Origin of the sequence: Nocardiopsis sp. NPDC006198 (assembly GCF_040613895.1) — a bacterium.
In the GTDB taxonomy this organism is placed as follows: domain Bacteria; phylum Actinomycetota; class Actinomycetes; order Streptosporangiales; family Streptosporangiaceae; genus Nocardiopsis; species Nocardiopsis tropica.
The window spans coordinates 43,370-58,204 of sequence record NZ_JBEXSY010000043.1 but is presented as its reverse complement, the minus strand read 5'-3'; the positions used below and the strand labels follow the sequence as shown (position 1 = coordinate 58,204).

At 72.9% G+C, this 14,835-nt stretch carries 9 protein-coding genes; 3 read left to right on the top strand and 6 right to left on the bottom strand.

The window, feature by feature from the left end:
• The 3 genes from ABZ234_RS24115 to hisS form a co-directional block, all read right to left on the bottom strand.
• Positions 1-2,239 (bottom strand): AAA family ATPase (locus ABZ234_RS24115; RefSeq protein WP_355013536.1); only part of this gene is annotated, 2,239 nt, incomplete at its 3' end.
• A gap of 165 nt (positions 2,240-2,404) precedes the next feature.
• The gene (locus ABZ234_RS24110; RefSeq protein ID WP_355013533.1) at positions 2,405-4,861 is read right to left on the bottom strand and encodes a LuxR C-terminal-related transcriptional regulator; all 2,457 of its coding nucleotides are present in this window, start codon (positions 4,859-4,861) and stop codon (positions 2,405-2,407) included.
• A gap of 175 nt (positions 4,862-5,036) precedes the next feature.
• The gene (hisS, locus tag ABZ234_RS24105; protein ID WP_355013532.1) at positions 5,037-6,374 is read right to left on the bottom strand and encodes a histidine--tRNA ligase; all 1,338 of its coding nucleotides are present in this window, start codon (positions 6,372-6,374) and stop codon (positions 5,037-5,039) included.
• An 839-nt stretch (positions 6,375-7,213) separates the two neighbouring features.
• On the opposite strand from hisS, the gene ABZ234_RS24100 reads away from it, so the two are divergent.
• The 3 genes from ABZ234_RS24100 (at position 7,214) to ABZ234_RS24090 (ending at position 10,702) form a co-directional block, all read left to right on the top strand.
• A complete protein-coding gene (locus tag ABZ234_RS24100; RefSeq protein WP_267948431.1) occupies positions 7,214-7,828 on the top strand; it encodes an ATP/GTP-binding protein in 615 nt (204 codons plus the stop codon).
• Between the two features lie 114 nt (positions 7,829-7,942).
• The gene (secA2, locus tag ABZ234_RS24095; RefSeq protein ID WP_267948432.1) at positions 7,943-10,249 is read left to right on the top strand and encodes an accessory Sec system translocase SecA2; all 2,307 of its coding nucleotides are present in this window, start codon (positions 7,943-7,945) and stop codon (positions 10,247-10,249) included.
• Positions 10,250-10,432: 183 nt separating this feature from the next.
• Positions 10,433-10,702, top strand: coding sequence for a DUF6406 domain-containing protein (locus tag ABZ234_RS24090; protein WP_267948433.1), 270 nt, complete (start codon positions 10,433-10,435; stop codon positions 10,700-10,702).
• A 966-nt stretch (positions 10,703-11,668) separates the two neighbouring features.
• Here the strand turns inward: ABZ234_RS24090 and ABZ234_RS24085 are convergent.
• The 3 genes from ABZ234_RS24085 to ABZ234_RS24075 all read right to left on the bottom strand — a co-directional run bounded on the left by ABZ234_RS24085 (position 11,669) and on the right by ABZ234_RS24075 (position 14,708).
• Positions 11,669-12,019 carry a hypothetical protein gene (locus ABZ234_RS24085; RefSeq protein WP_267948434.1) on the bottom strand — a complete coding sequence of 117 codons (351 nt, stop codon included), beginning with the start codon at positions 12,017-12,019 and terminating at the stop codon, positions 11,669-11,671.
• Positions 12,020-12,508: 489 nt separating this feature from the next.
• The gene (locus tag ABZ234_RS24080) at positions 12,509-13,441 is read right to left on the bottom strand and encodes a cytochrome d ubiquinol oxidase subunit II (protein ID WP_355013531.1); all 933 of its coding nucleotides are present in this window, start codon (positions 13,439-13,441) and stop codon (positions 12,509-12,511) included.
• 16 nt (positions 13,442-13,457) lie between these two features.
• Positions 13,458-14,708 (bottom strand): cytochrome ubiquinol oxidase subunit I, encoded by a 1,251-nt coding sequence (locus tag ABZ234_RS24075; RefSeq protein ID WP_355013530.1) that lies wholly within the window; start codon positions 14,706-14,708, stop codon positions 13,458-13,460.
• Between the last annotated feature and the right edge of the window lie 127 nt (positions 14,709-14,835).

Below are 14,835 nucleotides of genomic sequence, written 5' to 3'. Positions count from 1 at the left end.
CGGAGCCCTGCCCGCACCCCGGCCCCGGCGGGCCCTGCACCACTGACCGGCTCCGGGGCGGCTCCCCGGCCGGACCGCCCCGGACCCCGGACCACGACACCAGCTGGCGGCGGCGCCGGCGGACCCGCTCCACGTCCGTGAACGGCCACGGGGCCTCGTGCACCGACAGGCCCAGCTGTCCGCGCACACCCGTCGCGGCGCCGGCCAGGCGGCAGGCCGGTTCCCGCAGCCCGGCGCCGAACACCACCCGCGCGATCGCGACGAGCGCACGCGCGGCCTCGGCCCGCTGCCCCGTCGAGTGGCTGAGGAGCAGCCCCTCGCTCAGGTAGTCGTAGGCCTGGCTCGTGGACCCCTGCGCGTGCGCCACACGGCCGATCCCGGCCAGGCAGCGCGCCTCCTCCGCCGCCGCTCCGATCATCCGCTGGGTGTCCAGCGCCTCGCGGTAGCAGCGGTCGGCGGTGATGAGGTCGTTGTTGGCCTCCGCGGCCCGGGCCTGCCCGATGAGTGTGACGCCCACGCCCCACCGGTGGTCGATGCCCCGCAACAGGGTCAGGGCCGCGTTGTAGTGGTGGTCCGCCGTCGGGTAGTCGCCCTGCTGGGCGACCAGGGCCGCGCGGGTCCCCAGCGCGACCGCCTCGCCCCACTGGTCACCGGCCTCCCTGCACAGCCTCAGCGCCTCCTCCACCCGCACCGCGGCCTGGTCCGACACGCGGTCGCGCACCTCCACCAGGGCCAGCACGTTGAGCGCGGTGCGCACGAACGCGTCGTCCCCGGCCTCGCGGCACAGCCGCAGCCCCTCCTCGCCCAGCGCCACGGCCAGGCCGTGGTCGCGGCGCACGCGCGCGAGCTGGGCCCGGGCGACCAGGGCCCGCGCCCGCGAGGGCGCCTTGTCCGACTCCTCCAGCTCCAGCAGCCGGTCCATCCAGTGGGCGCCCTCGGCGTGGCACTGGTGGCTCACCCAGTGCGCGACCAGGCTCACGCACAGCCGGAGCCCGGACTCCGCGGCGCCGCGGGACAGGGTCCAGCCCAGCAGGGAGCGCAGGGTGTCGTACTCGGCGATCACCCGCTGGCGGCCGGCGTCGCGCTCGCTCCAGGGCATCGGCCGGCTCGACTCCAGCTTGAGGCCCAGGTCCTCGACCAGGCGGAGCATCCGGTCCAGCAGCCGCTCGTGGTAGAGGTCGGCCTCCCCCGCCGCGGCCAGGCGTCCGGCGGCGAAGCGGCGCACCGCCTCCGGCAGCTTGTAGCGGACCCTGCCCTCGAACTCACCGGTCACGGTGATCAGCGAGCGGTCCAGCAGCGACGTCAGGAGATCCAGGACGGCCGACTCGGGCAGGGACTCGTCCGCGCACACCTGCTCGGCGAGTTCGAGGTCCCAGCCCCGGAACACCGACAGGCGCCGCAGGAGCACCCGTTCCGGCTCCGGGAGGTGGACGTACACGAAGTCCAGCACCAGGGGCAGCACCTGGCTGCGCGAGATCGCCTGGCCCGGCCCCGGCTGGAACTCGGGCGAGGCCAGGTGGGCGCGCAGGCCCTCGGCGAGCGCGCCGGGCCCGACGACGGGCGCGAGCGCCCCGAGCACCTCGATCCCCAGGGGCACCCCGCCCGTGAGGTCGCAGACCACGGCCGCGGTCTCCGTCTCCTGCGGAGTGGCGGAGAAGCGGGGGTCGCGCGCCCGGGCGCGGTCGAGGAACAGCCGGACCGCGTCGGACGCGGCGGGGTCCGGCGGCGGGGCGTTGCGCGCGGCCACCGGAAGCGCCATCGGGGTCATCCGCCACACGGTCCCGCCCGCCAGCCGGACGGGCTCCTCGCTGGTGAGGAGGATGGAGAGCGCCGGGCAGGCCGCCAGCAGGGCCTCGCCGACCTCCGTCACCTCGTCGGGGACGTGCTCGCAGGAGTCCAGCACCAGCAGGAGGCGCCGGGAGCGCAGCGCCTCGGCCACCGTGGCCGCCAGGGGCTGCCCGGGTTCCTCGATCACGCCGACCGCGGCGCACACCCGCGCGTAGACCTCCAGCGTCGTGTGGGCGTCGGTGAGGTCGGCCAGCCACACCCCGTCGGGGAAGGACACGGTCGACTGCTCGGCCAGGCGCAGGGCCAGCCGTGTCTTGCCCATGCCGTCGGTTCCGCACAGGGTGACGGACCGGCTGGAGCCGAGCAGGCGGAGCAGGTCGCTCAGGTCCCGCTCACGGCCGACGAAGCCGGTGCCCGGTCGGGGGAGGTTGTGCCGCGCTGGCGCGGTCAAAGGTGCCATGGCCTTCACAGGTAGGGGCGGTCGGGGGGTTCCTCACCAGGGCTGAGGGGTCGGTGGGCAAGGGGGACGTCATCGAGGGGTGCGGTGGAGGTCGGGGTTTCTGTCTTAGCGGGTGCACGCGCACTGTGCAAGTGCTACCGGTCGATCGGGCCCCTCTCAGCCACCGTCGCGGGAAGCAGCCCAACCGGTCAACTGCGTCCTGGAGGAAATCGAGAGTTTTCTGAAGATGTTCGCTATATGTCTGGCCGCAGTGGCCTGACTGATGGTCAACCGCTCGGCGATCTCGCGGTTGGACAGGCCCCGCTCGGCGAGTTCGGCGATCTCCCGTTCCCGGGGCGTCAGCGACTCCGGCCCCGAGGCCCTCGGGGCGGGAGGCCGGGGGAAGGCGAGGGCCCGGTCGCGCACCTGCTCCAGGGGCAGCGACCGCCACGCGTTCCAGGCCTCGGACGTCCGGGCACCGCCCACGAGACGCTCCACACAGGAGCGCAGCCGCAGCGTCTCGGCCGAGGGACGGTCCAGGGAGGTGCGCAGGCCGGCGGCCACGCCCGCCAGGGCGGCGGCCCTCTCGGCCTCGTCCTCGGCGAGCGCGAGCTCGGCCAGGGCCTCCAGCGCGCGGGCGACCGCGATCCGCCGGCCGGACGTGAAACTCACCCGCAGGCACGTGGACAGCGGCTCCCGCGCCTTGAGGGGCTCGCCCCCCGCCAGGAACAGGCGGCCCAGGTCCCGCGCGCAGCGGGCGGTCGCCGGGGCCGCCTCCAGCTCGCCGAAGACCGCCAGCGCCTCGGTGAACAGGTCCCGCGCCCGGGCGAGGTCCCGGCGCTCCGCGGCGATCGAGCCCAGCCCGTGCAGGCCGCGGGCCACGCTCCACCGGTCGCCGAGGCCCTCCGCCAGCGTGATGCCGTGCTCCAGGTGGGCCACGGCCCGGTCGGGTTCCCCGCCCCGCCTGGCCGCCTGGGCCAGCACCCCGAGGGTCGTCCCCTCGGTGATCGGGTCGTCGACCCGCTCGGCCCAGCGCCCGGCGCGTTCGGCGTGCTCCAGCGCCTCGTCCGGCCGGCCCGACCGCAGGGCCAGGGAGGCCGTGGTCGTGAGGGCGGAGGCGGCGGCCCCCGCGTCGCGGCAGGCACGCGCGGCCTCCAGCGCGCACCGGGCGAGCGTGGACACGCGCGGAGCGGGGTCCAGCTCCAGCCGCAGCTCGGCCTGGAGGGCCAGGGCCCGCGCCCGCAGGGACGGGGACTGGTCGTCCGGGTCGGCCGCGAGGACCCGCTCCAGGACGCGGCTGCCCTCGGAGGCCAGGTCGCGCACCATCCAGTACGGCCGCAGCGCCACGCACACCCTCAGGGCGTCGTCCACGCGCCCCTGGGAGAGCGCCCACTCCACCATGCGCGAGTGGTTCTCCCGGTGGTGGTCGAGCAGCCTCAGGTACGACAGGCGCTCGTTCCACGCCAGCGGCGCCCGGAAGCTCTTGGCCCCCTCCTCCAGGCGCGTGACGGAGAAGCGGAGGTAGCGTTCCCAGCGCGCGTCCAGGTCCCCGTCCTCGGCCAGGCGCTCCGCGGCGTAGGCGCGCACCGTCTCGGTCAGCCGGTAGTGCGCGGTGCCGTCGATCTCGGTGTCCACCACCACCAGGGACTTGTCCAGGAGGGAGAAGTGCAGCGGCAGGATGTCGGAGGCGTCGACGCCCTCGCCGGAGCACACGTCCTCCGCGGCCTCCAGGTACCAGGTGGAGAAGACCGACAGCCGGTGCAGGAGGAGCCGCTCCGGTTCGGTGAGCAGGTCGTGGCTCCACTCCAGGACCGCGCGCAGGGTGCGCTGGCGCGGGGGCAGGTCGCCCGAGCCGTCACTGGTCAGGAGCTGGAACCGGTCGTCCAGGCGGCGCAGGATCTGCTGCACCGACAGCACCCGCACCCGTGCGGCCGCCAGTTCGATGGCCAGGGGCATCCCGTCGAGCATCCGGCAGATCTCCGCGATGTAGCCGGAGTTCTCCCTGGTCATCTCGAACCCCGCGCGGGCGGCGTGCGCGCGGGTGACGAACAGGCGCACCGACTCGTAGCGCTGGGTGTCGCGACGGGGGATGGGCGCCGGGTCGGCCGCGTAGGGGTCGGTGGGCGTGGCCCGTGCGGGCAGCGAGAGCGGCGGCACCCGCCAGATGCTCTCCTGGGGGACGTGCAGGGGCTGGCGGCTGGTGACCAGGATCCGTACCCGGGGGCAGTCGCGCAGGACCGCCTGGCACAGCCGGGCCATCGGCCCCACGGCGTGCTCGCAGGTGTCCAGGAGGAGCAGGAGGTCGCGGGTGCGCAGCGACGTGATGATCGCGTCGGTCATCGTGCGCTCGTCGTCCTCCACCGCCTGGAGGCTCTTGGCCACCGTGCGCAGTGCCTGGTCGTGGGTGGAGGACTCGCTGAGGTCGATGAAGCGGACGCCGTCGGGGAACCGGCGCATCACGCGTTCGGCCAGGTGGAGGGCGAGGCGCGTCTTGCCGATGCCGCCGGTGCCGGTCAGGGTGACCATCCTGGCGGTGTTGAGGAGGCGGCTCAGGTCGACGATGTCGCGCTCGCGCCCGACGAACCTGATGAACTCGCCGGCGGACAGGGGCAGGTTGTGGCGAGGATGAGACATGGCCTCGATCAGTAGGACTCCGAATCGGCCCGCGGGGCACGCCCGGGGACGCGTCGACGCGGAGAAAGCCGTTCCAAGTCTGGCATCCCCCGCCCCGGGCTGTCTCGCTGATGGCCGGTTCCGGCATGGGCGGCCGGAAACCGCCCATGCCGGTCGATGGGGTGCTACGGGTCGACTACCCTGCGCTGTCCGCGCCGGAGTCGGGGGACCAGGTGCCGGGGTCCGCCGGACCCTGGACGCCCGACCCCATGTCCTTCACCTCGTGGGCGCCGTCGGCGTCGAACGGGGGGAACCACACGAAGGGGATGCCCTTCTTGGCGGCGTACTGGATCTGCTTGCCGACCTTGGCGGTGGAGTGGAAGACCTCGGTGTTGAACCCGCGGGAGCGCAGCAGTTCGCCGGTGAGCAGGGCGTCCCGTCGGCGCTCGGCGCCGGGGACCACGACCATGACGTCGGTGGGACAGGTCCGCCCCTCCGTGATCCGCCCCTCGGCGACGAGCTTGGCGAAGATGCGGGTGAGGCCGATGGAGATGCCGACCCCCGGCAGCCTGCGGCGGATGAACTGCCCGGCGAGGTCCTCGTACCGGCCCCCCGCGCAGATGCTCCCGTACCCGGGGTCGTCGTCGAAGGAGGCCTCGTAGACGGTGCCCGTGTAGTAGTCCAGGCCGCGGGCGATGGACAGGTCGGCGACCACGGCGCCCTCGGGCAGGTCGGCGAGGTCTCCCATGACGAAGGCGAGCTCGTCGAGCCCCTCGTCGAGCAGGTCGGAGGAGATCCCGAGCTCCCGCACCCGGGCGGCGACCTCCTCGCCGGACCCCTTGACGCGGGCCAGGGCGAGGCAGGCGTCGGCCTGCTCGCCGCCGAGGCCCTCGGCCAGGAGGATGTCCCGCACGCCGTCGTCGCCGATCTTGTGGAGCTTGTCGACGGCGCGGATGACGGCGACCGGGTCCTTGACCCCGAGGCCCTCGTAGAAGCCCTGGAGGACCTTGCGGTTGTTGACGTTGAGCGTCCAGGCGGGGATGTCCAGCCCGCTGAGCACGCGGTGGACGATGCGGGGGAGCTCGGCGTCGAAGTGCAGGGGGACGGAGTCGACGTTGATGACGTCGATGTCGCACTGGGTGAACTCGCGGAAGCGCCCCTCCTGGGGCCGCTCGCCCCGCCAGACGCGCTGCATCTGGTAGCGCTTGAACGGGAACGTCAGCTCGTTGAAGTGCTGGGCGACGTACCTGGCGAAGGGCACGGTGAGGTCGAAGTGCAGTCCGAGCCGCGCGTCGGAGTCGTCCGCGGCGTCGGCCTGGAGCCGGTGCAGGGTGTAGACCTCCTGGGAGGTCTCGCCCTTGGCGGTCAGCACGTCGAGGTTCTCCACCGAGGGGGTCTCCACCGACGCGAAGCCGAAGGACTCGAACCCGGCCCGGATATGGTCCAGCCAGCGCTGCTCCACGGCCCGGACCTGTGGGGTCCACTCGGGGAAACCGCTGATGGGAGTGGGGCGGACGACGCGCTGATCGGACATGTGGGTTTCTCGGCTCCCTTGGGAGGGTCGGGTCGGTTCGGCTCGCCCCGGCCGGACGGCGGCGCGGGGTCGCGCGTGCGGGTCCGGCGGGGGGAGGGCGAGCCCATCCTACGGCCAACCAGGGGAAGCGGTCCCGGGAGCGGCCGGGGCGCGTTGGCGCGCCGGGTCCCCGGGGCCCGTGCGGCGGGGCCCTCGCGGTGGGCGGGGCGGGGGAGTGCGCGGGTCGGTCCAGCCGCCACCGGCCCACGTGGACGGTTGTGGGCCGGTGGGGCGCCGGAACGCCGACCTGAGGCGTCGACCGGACCGACGCCGAAGAGCGAGACGTCGGTGCGCGGCCGCCCCGGGGCGCCGCGGGGGCTCCCGCGGCGGTCGCGTCCTCGTGCCAGGAGTCCGTACCGCGACCGCACCGCGACAGCGTCGTGGCGCGGGGGCCCTGTCCTCCACCGTAGACTCCGTGGACGGCTCCGGACAGGGATCGGCGCGGCCGAAAGCGGCCGAAAATGACCGCTCACAATGTCGTAAAGTCGACCTTCCGGGGTAGAAGTCTGTGCTTACCTGGTTACGGCCGGTCCTGGGGTGCGGACCCGCCGCCACGGGACGGCTCGGGCCCCCGTGGCCGTTCCCGCTGTCCCGGAGGCCGCAGGGCCTTGCGCAGCCGGGAATGTGGTCTCTTGCACCACTGTTCCCAAAACGCCGTTGGCGGCCTCTTTCCGGTGTTAGGTTCCAGGGGCGGCGCCTCCCGAGAGGGTTCGGACCCCGGGAGCACACCGCACCCCTCAGGACCGGGCCGTGTGAGCCGTATCGTCCGTACTGGCCCGGCACTCTCGCTAGGACTAACTGTGATCGATCCAGCCAACAGCACGAACAACGTCCACGCCCCCACCGCGTTGTCCACCAAGATCATCATCGCCGGGGGCTTCGGGGTCGGGAAGACCACGTTCGTCGGCGCTGTCTCGGAGATCCCGCCCGTCCGTACCGAGGCCGCGGTCACCGCCGCCAGCGCCGGTGTCGACGACCTCTCCCACACCCCGGACAAGACGAGCACCACCGTCGCGATGGACTTCGGGCGGATCTCGCTGGACACCGACCTGACCCTGTTCCTGTTCGGCACCCCGGGCCAGCAGCGGTTCTGGTTCATGTGGGACGACCTGGTCCGCGGCGCACTGGGCGCGGTGATCCTGGCCGACACGCGCCGCCTGGAGGACACCTTCCAGGCGCTCGACTACTTCGAGCGCCAGTACCGGCTGCCCTTCGTCGTCGCCGTCAACGAGTTCGACCCCGAGGCCCCGTACAGCGCGGAGGAGCTGCGCGACGCCCTCGACCTGACCCCGGAGGTGCCCGTCGTCTACTGCGACGCCCGCGACAAGCAGTCCGTCGTCCGGGTCCTGATGACCCTCGTCAAGCACGCCATGGCCGTCGAGGCACGCCAGCGCACCCGCCGCCAGCTCGTGTGACGCGCGGGCGCCCCGTGCACGGGGGCCGGGCCCCCGGTCCCGCCCGGCACGAGGGCGCCCCGGGGTTCTCCGAGGGGTTGTGTCCGGCGTTACCCTGTGGTGGTGTTCGGACGAATGGCGGAAAGCGTCCGCCGCCTACTGGGCAAGCCCGGTGCGGTGGACCTGCGGCCCTATACCAAGCTCCTGTCGGCGATCGAAGCCGAGGAGGATGGTCTGCGTGAGCTCGACGACACCGAGCTGACGGAGAAGGCCATCGAACTCGGCAACGCCGAACTCCCCTACGATCGCAACGACCTCGTGTCGCTGTGCGCCGTCGGCCGCGAGGCCGCCCGGCGCTCACTGGACGAGCGTCCCTTCGACGTGCAGCTCCTCGGTGTCATGGCGCTGCTCGACGGCCACGTCGCGGAGATGGCTACGGGTGAGGGCAAGACCCTCGCCGGCGCCCTCGCCGCGGCCGGTTTCGCGCTGCGAGGCCAGCGCGTGCACCTCCTGAGCGTCAACGACTACCTGGCCCGGCGCGACGCCGAGTGGATGCGCCCCGTCTACGACATGCTCGGCGTCACCGTCGGGTGGATCACCGAGGACTCCACCAAGGAGGAGCGCCGCGCCGCCTACTCCTGCGACGTCACCTACGCCGCCGTCAGCGAGCTCGGCTTCGACGTCCTGCGCGACCGCATGGTCACCGACATCGGCGACCGCGTCGTACCCCCGCCCAACATCGCGATCATCGACGAGGCCGACTCGGTCCTCGTCGACGAGGCCCGGGTCCCGCTCGTCCTCGCGGGGGCCGCGGAGAGCGTCGCCGCCGACGTGGAGATGGCGGACATCGTCCGCGGGCTCAAGCCCCGCCTGCACTTCGAGATCGACGGCGAGGGACGCAACGTCCAGCTCACCGACGCCGGCATCGACGCCGTCGAGAAGGCCCTGGGCGGGGTCGACCTGTACTCGGAGGACGACACGTCGGTCCTCCCGCAGGTCAACCTGGCCCTGCACGCGCACGTGCTGCTCCAGCGCGACGTCCACTACGTGGTGCGCGACGGGGAGGTCCGGCTCATCAACGAGTCCCGGGGCCGCATCGCCCTCCTCCAGCGGTGGCCGGACGGCCTCCAGGCCGCCGTCGAGGCCAAGGAGAAGGTCGCGGTCAGCGAGACCGGCGAGGTCCTGGACTCCATCACGGTCCAGTCGCTGGTGCTCCGCTACCCCACGCGCGGCGGTATGACCGGCACCGCGATGGCCGTGGCCGAGCAGCTCCGCGAGTTCTACGAGCTGGAGGTGGCGGTCATCCCCTCCAACAAGCCCAACGTGCGCGAGGACCACGGCACGCGCCTGTACGCCACGCGCGAGGAGAAGGAGGACGCCCTCGTCGCGAAGGCGGAGGAGGTGCACAAGTCCGGGAGACCGATCCTCATCGGGACCCAGGACGTCGCGGAGTCCGAGCTGCTCGCCAAACGCCTGCGCGACGCCGGCCTGGACTGCGTGGTCCTCAACGCCAAGAACGACGCCGACGAGGCGTCGATCATCGCGGAGGCGGGCACCCACGGCGCCGTCACCGTCTCCACCCAGATGGCCGGCCGCGGCACCGACATCCGTCTGGGCGGCAGCGACATGGCCGACCGCGAACGGGTCGTCGAGACCGGCGGACTGTACGTGATGGGCTTCGGCCGCTACCCCAGCAGCCGCCTGGACGGGCAGCTGCGCGGACGCGCGGGACGCCAGGGCGACCCGGGAGACTCCATCTTCTTCGTCAGCATGGACGACGACCTGGTGGTGAACAACGCCCCCGAGACCACGGGGTACGAGACCACCGCCGAGGGCGAGATCACCGACAGCGGGTGGCTGCACATGGTCGACCACGCGCAGCGGGTCGCGGAGGGGCAGCTGCTGGAGATCCACCGCAACACCTGGCGGTACAACCAGCTGATCGACGTCCAGCGCGACGTGGTCCTGGAGCACCGCGAGATGGTCCTGACCGGGGACCAGGGCGACCGGCACATCGGGCTGGACCGCAAGAAGCACCACGGGGCGCTCGTGGAGGAGGTGGGGGAGGAGAAGGTCGCCCAGGCGGCCCGGCTCATCACCCTGTACCACCTGGACCGGGGCTGGACCGACCACAACGCGTTCCTGTCGGAGCTGCGGGAGGGCATCCACCTCCGGTTCCTCGGGCGCCGTGACCCCCTGGACGAGTTCAACCGCGACGCCGTGCCGGTGTTCAAGGGCTTCCTGGACGACGCGCGCGCCCGTGCCGCGGAGAGCTTCGAGGAGCTGGAGGCCGAGGACGGCGAGCTCGACGTCAGCGGGGTGGGGGTCAAGCGCCCGTCGATGACGTGGACCTACATGGTGCACGACCACCCCTTCAGTTCGGCGTTCGAGACCCTGGTGGGACGGCTCAAGGGCGGACGGGGCACGGCCGACCGGGACTGAGGTTTTTCGGCAAGGACGGTTTCCTGCGCGGGTCGGGACTTTGGTCCCGGCCCGCGCATTACCTTTGTCAGCTATTCTTCTGAAACGTCGGCCAGACGCGAAATCGCCATGCGCAATTGCCTGGACCGCGTTAACATGGCTGCGTTTTCAACGGAAACCGAGACGGTTGGGACTGAATCCACTGTGGTTCACGAAGTCGGCGCGCAGGAGAAGATCAGTTACGGCCGGAACGACCGCTTCGCGGGCGGCCCGGTCGGTGGGGGAAGCTTCTGGATCGACGATGAAGGCCGACCGGTGGCCAAGATCGGCGGACCGAAGGAGTGGCGACCCACGCCCATGATCGACGTCCACGTAGGAGATGTGTTCAGTGTGGGAGGGCAGGTGTGGAGGGTCACCGATATCGTTGACGCTGACAACCCCTCCGCCTATCTGCTGGCCACGCGAATAAGCTGAGCACGGCCCGGGCGGACGCCCGGGGTGCAAACGACTTGCTCGGATCCGGAATCGCAACCCCGTGCAACCTTTCCATGGGAAGTCACGGATTGTTTCCCTTTCCGGTTTTATGGATGTCGGCCTTTTGTCGGTGGAGTCCGCCCCAAGGGGCCGCAGCGTGCCCCGCCGGGGCTCCCGTGAGTTCTGTGATTTCTGGGGTTTCGGGAGTGAAACGGCGCCATGGCTCTGTGTCACCGCAGTTCAGCGCGTGTCTCCTGATATGGCCGGGAGGAATCGAGACGTTCCGGTTATCTGAAGGAGGGTGTTCGTGTTACCGCTGAATCGTTAACGTCTGTGGAGCAGGGCGCGCCTCGGCGCACGGGGAGGGCACCACTCTCGGCGGTTTCCGGGCCGCTGCGCCCTGCCGCCCCCCGAAGCCGGTCCCAGGGGCTGTCCCCCGCCCCTGGGCCCGGCCGCCCCGCCCCCCCGGGGAGCCGGCGCCGACCCCGCGCCGACCGGTCGTCTCCGGTCCGGCGCCTCCCGCCCTCCGGCCAGGCCTTCCCGCCCTCCGGCCGGTGCCGCGCCTTCCGCCCCGCCCGCCCCGCGCCGGCCGGGCTCCCGCCGTGGCGGACCCTCCGCCCCGCGCCCTTCCCGCCCCGTTCTCCGCGGCGTCGTGCCCGTGTCCGGCGGTGCGGCCGGGGCGCCCGCCGTGCGGCCCCCGGCCCCGCCGCGCCCGCGGTCGTCGGTAGATCCTGTTGCACCCGGCAGGGCGTCGAGTCGGATCCATGTCCTTCTTGCACGAGTTCTTCATGCGGGTCTTGCGGTAGAACGCGTTCCAGTATTAACCTCTGCGTATACCTGGCCCGGTGAGGGCGCCCGGCGGTTCGGTCGCCGGTCGTCAGCGGACGGGCAGGTGAGAGAGGACCGTCGCCCGTCGACGTCGGATCGCGCCCCGACGCCGGCGGGCGACGTCCGTCGCGGCGCCGCTCAGCCCAGGAGGCGGGCGAGTTCGGCGAAGGTGGGGCAGGGCCAGGTCTGGCGGCACCCCCCGCAGCGGTGCCCGTCGGCGCCCTCCCGCTCCTCCGGCCGGTGCAGCCGCAGCAGGTCCGCGCAGACGCCTGCCAGAGCGGCCACCTCGTCGCGGGCGTTCGCGTAGAAGGCGACGTCGTTGATCCTGGCGAGGGCGCTGTCGGAGCCGCCGTCCGGGAGGCCGACGGTGTCCGGCTCCCAGGGGACCGCCCGCACGGAGCGCTCCTGGATGCCCTGTACGCACCGGAGCAGCCTCGCGTGCTCGGAGAGGCCGCCCCTCCGCGGCGCCGGCGTGGTGAACGGTGACATCGCTGATCTCCCCCGGTGGGTGGATACGCAGCTTCACGTAGTGACACAGCGTATCTCCGGCGTCGCCCGTTGTCGCGACCTGTCGGGGGTGTGTGGCCCGGTGGAAACGCGGGCGGGCCGCCCCCGAGGGGGCGGCCCGCTGTCTCGTGGCGGTCCTCAGCCGCAGCCGCCGCCGCAGCTGCAGGAACCGCCGCTCTGGCATCCGCATCCGCAGCCCGTACCGCAGCTGCATCCGGCCAGGTCCGGGGGGGTGGTCAGGGGGTAGGTCACAGTCACTCCTCGGGGCTCGGCAGCGCCCGCGCGCGATCACGCCGGGTATCCCCCCGGGACGGGAGGGGCGTCGCGGGCGTGTCTCCCGCAAGCTGGCGTGCCCCCTCCCGGGCCTCCCCAACCCGCCACGGGGACCCTGCCGGGCCGTGACCCGGCGTGCACACGTCCGTCACCGGCTGTCCGCGACCGCGGCGAGCTGGGAGGCAGCGGCGCCCGGGGTCAGGCGAAGAAGGTCGCCCCGGCCGCTGGTCGGCGCGTCATTCGGTAGAGCCAAACCTGGCCGATGAGCATGACCGGAATTGTGGGAAGGAGGATCGCCCAGACGAACATCCCGGTCACGGACGGGACCGGCGACGACGGGAGGTGCGCGGCCCAGGCCACCATGAGGCCCGGAACGGCGATCGCGAGCGCCGACGTGTGCCGGGAGAGCATCGGCCCCGCGAGGCCGCTGGTCGCCGCCAGGGCCGCCGCGAGCACCGCGACCGGGGCCGCCGCGAGCAGGGCCGGCGCGGGCACCGGACCGCCCGGGAGGAGTGCGGCCGCGGCGGCCGCCGCCGTCGCGCCCAGGGCCAGCCGGGACAGCGGGCGGGTGACCCGTGCCGCCACGTCCGCGCTCTCCGCGTCGGTCGGACCGACCAGGCGCTCCGCGCCGAAGGCCGCCCCGCGCAGCGCGAACAGGGCCGTCACCACGAGTGTGCACAGCACGGTGAACGCGCTCGCCGTGAGGCCGCCGGTGAGCAGCCCCGCGACCGCCAGGCCCCACATCGCCGCGACGGTCCAGCTGCCCGCGACGACCGCGGCGTCGCAGGCCAGGCGCCAGCCGGGCCGGTCCACGCGGGCGCGCAGCCACAGACCGGCGTCCCGGACCAGCCACGCCGCGAGCAGGACCGCGAGCACCGGCCGCAGCTCGGCGACGACGTGGTGCTCCAGCACGGGGAACAGCCCCGCCATGACCCCGACGGCGGCGACCAGCCACACCTCCGAGGCGAGGAAGTAGGGGGCGATCGCCGCGACCACGCGGCGGCGCTGCCCGGGACCGCGCGCCACGTGGGGCATCAGCATGCCCAGGCCGATGTCGGAGCCCGCGAGGACGAGGTGGCCCACGACGAGCAGGGCGAGCAGGGCGGAGGATGCGAGGGACAGGACGTCCATGGTGGTTCTCCCTGGTTCAGAACGTGGTGACGGGATCGGCGGACTCGCCCTGCTCCTCCTCGCGGCGCTCCGCGAGGGGGCCGCCGTCGGGGCCGCGCCGGGCGTACCGCACCAGGAGCCAGTAGGTGACGGCCGCCAGGACCGCGAACGCGACGGTGAAGAAGGTGAAGGAGAGGACGGCCGCGCCCGGGGGCATGGGGGTCACCGCGTCCGCGGTGGTCAGGTGGTGCACCACCGTCCACGGCTGCCGGTTGGTCTCCCGGAACACCCAGCCGCCGATGCTCGCCAGGTAGGGGGCGAAGGGGGTGGCGACCAGCGGGGCGAGGAACCACCGCCACCGGTCCAGGCCGCCGAGGGGCCAGGCCAGCAGCATGAGCGGGCCGAGCAGGAACATCACCGCCCACATGCTCATCATGAGGCCGTCGGCGGTCGCGTTGACGCCGTTCAGGAGCGGTCCGCCGGGGGAGGCGGCCTCGATCGCCGCGATCTCCTCGGCGGTGTGGGTCAGGCCGCTCGTGGGCGGGGCCTCGCCGAAGAGCTCGAACTGGACGCCGCCGAAGACCACCACGAACACCGGTGCCACGCACATGACGACCGCGGCGTAGCGGATGCCCCGCCGGAAGATCCCGTACGGGTCGTCGCGCCGTACCAGGTGGTAGGCGCTGGTGGCGGCCACCACCAGGGCGCCGACGGTCATGGCGCCGCCGGCGACGTGTCCGAAGGCCGCCGTGGCGGCGGGGTTCGTCATCAGGGCGACCGGGTCGGTCAGCTGGGCGACGCCGTCCACGACCTCGAACCCGACGGGGTTGCGCAGGAACCCGTTGGAGACCAGGACCCACCACGCCGAGGCGTAGGCCGTCACGGTGACCACCGCGAAGCAGGACAGGTGGGCCCACCGGCCCATGCGGTCCCAGCCGAAGATCCACAGCCCCAGGAAGGTGGACTCGACGAAGAACGCCGTCATCGTCTCCAGGGCCAGCGGCGCCGCGAAGGTGTAGCCGAACACCTCGTGCAGCCCGCTCCAGTTGAGGGCCAGCTGGAACTCCATCACCAGGCCCGACAGGACGCCCATGCCGTAGTTGACGAGGTAGAGGCCTCCCCAGAAGCGCACGGCGGTCATCCGCGAGCGGTCGCCGCGCAGGGCGCCCAGGAACTGGGTGGTGAGGATGTACGGGGCGAGCCCGAGCGTCAGCGCCACGAACATGTAGTGCGTGGCGGCGGTCAGCGCGAACTGGAGCCGCGCCAGGAGGAGTGGGTCTTCGAACATCGTCGGGCCTCGCGTTCGGCGGTGGGGACACGCCAAGGATCCGACGACGGCAGCGGCGGGCGCATCGTCCCGGAGGGGGCACCGGGCGGCCGTCCCCCGGGGTACGCGCCGCCCCGCCCGTACTCCC